Annotated in this window: 1 protein-coding gene and 1 pseudogene; both read left to right on the top strand. The window is 48.7% G+C overall.

The genetic code is table 11. The annotated features are described in order from the left end of the window. Window positions 1–432 (top strand): annotated as a pseudogene (locus A3730_RS31385) (hypothetical protein); the annotation flags it as partial. A 23-nt stretch (window positions 433–455) separates the two neighbouring features. Then, on the top strand, window positions 456–636 hold a 181-nt coding region (locus tag A3730_RS32610; protein ID WP_231883911.1), incomplete at its 3' end, for a hypothetical protein.

The following is a 636-nucleotide window of genomic DNA, read 5'->3' as shown; positions in this document are numbered from 1 at the left end:
CTAAATAATGTCTTGGGCAATGAGGGGACGGAGGGTGGCATTGGTAACCCAAACGGTTATGGAGCTTACCTTAGCTTGGGTGAGCCCGGTCGCCCGGATGTAGTCTGGCGCTTTGCCAATGTAGAAGGCGATATCGCTTTCGATAATGGCATTATCGATATCCGAGCTGATGATGAAGATGGTGATGGCAAGCCGAAGCTCATAATCGCTAATAATATGCTGATTGGTCGTGCAGCCGCGGGAAGGGTTACAGAAGGCTTTAGTGGTCTGGACGTAAGTCGTTATAACAACGGTGGTCCTGTATCAATGGGGCAGGACTTTAAGGCCAATTTGATGCTGGGTGAAAATACACTGGGTACGGCCGTAATTCCTTCTGCTACCGTCTATTCCTCCATCACTCTTACAACCCCTACACCGGGTTCAGGGCTGTGATGCTTTTGAGGAGCAAGAAGCAAATGACCATGCAAACGATAAAAAAAATGTCCCGATGTATTAAATGGGGTTTCCCTTCCAAAACTACAGTAGAAATCTGCACGCAAGGAATGCCCGCTCTCGGCTTCTCACTAATGCTCCCTTTACTGCTGGCGGCTCCCTCGGTAAATGCTTTGGTGGAAATGGAAGAAGAGCAAATGGCCA

The sequence above is a fragment of the Alcanivorax sp. HI0044 genome, assembly GCF_001634945.1.
The sequence above is the reverse complement of the archived record's forward strand: the minus strand, read 5'-3'. Positions and strand labels throughout refer to the sequence as shown.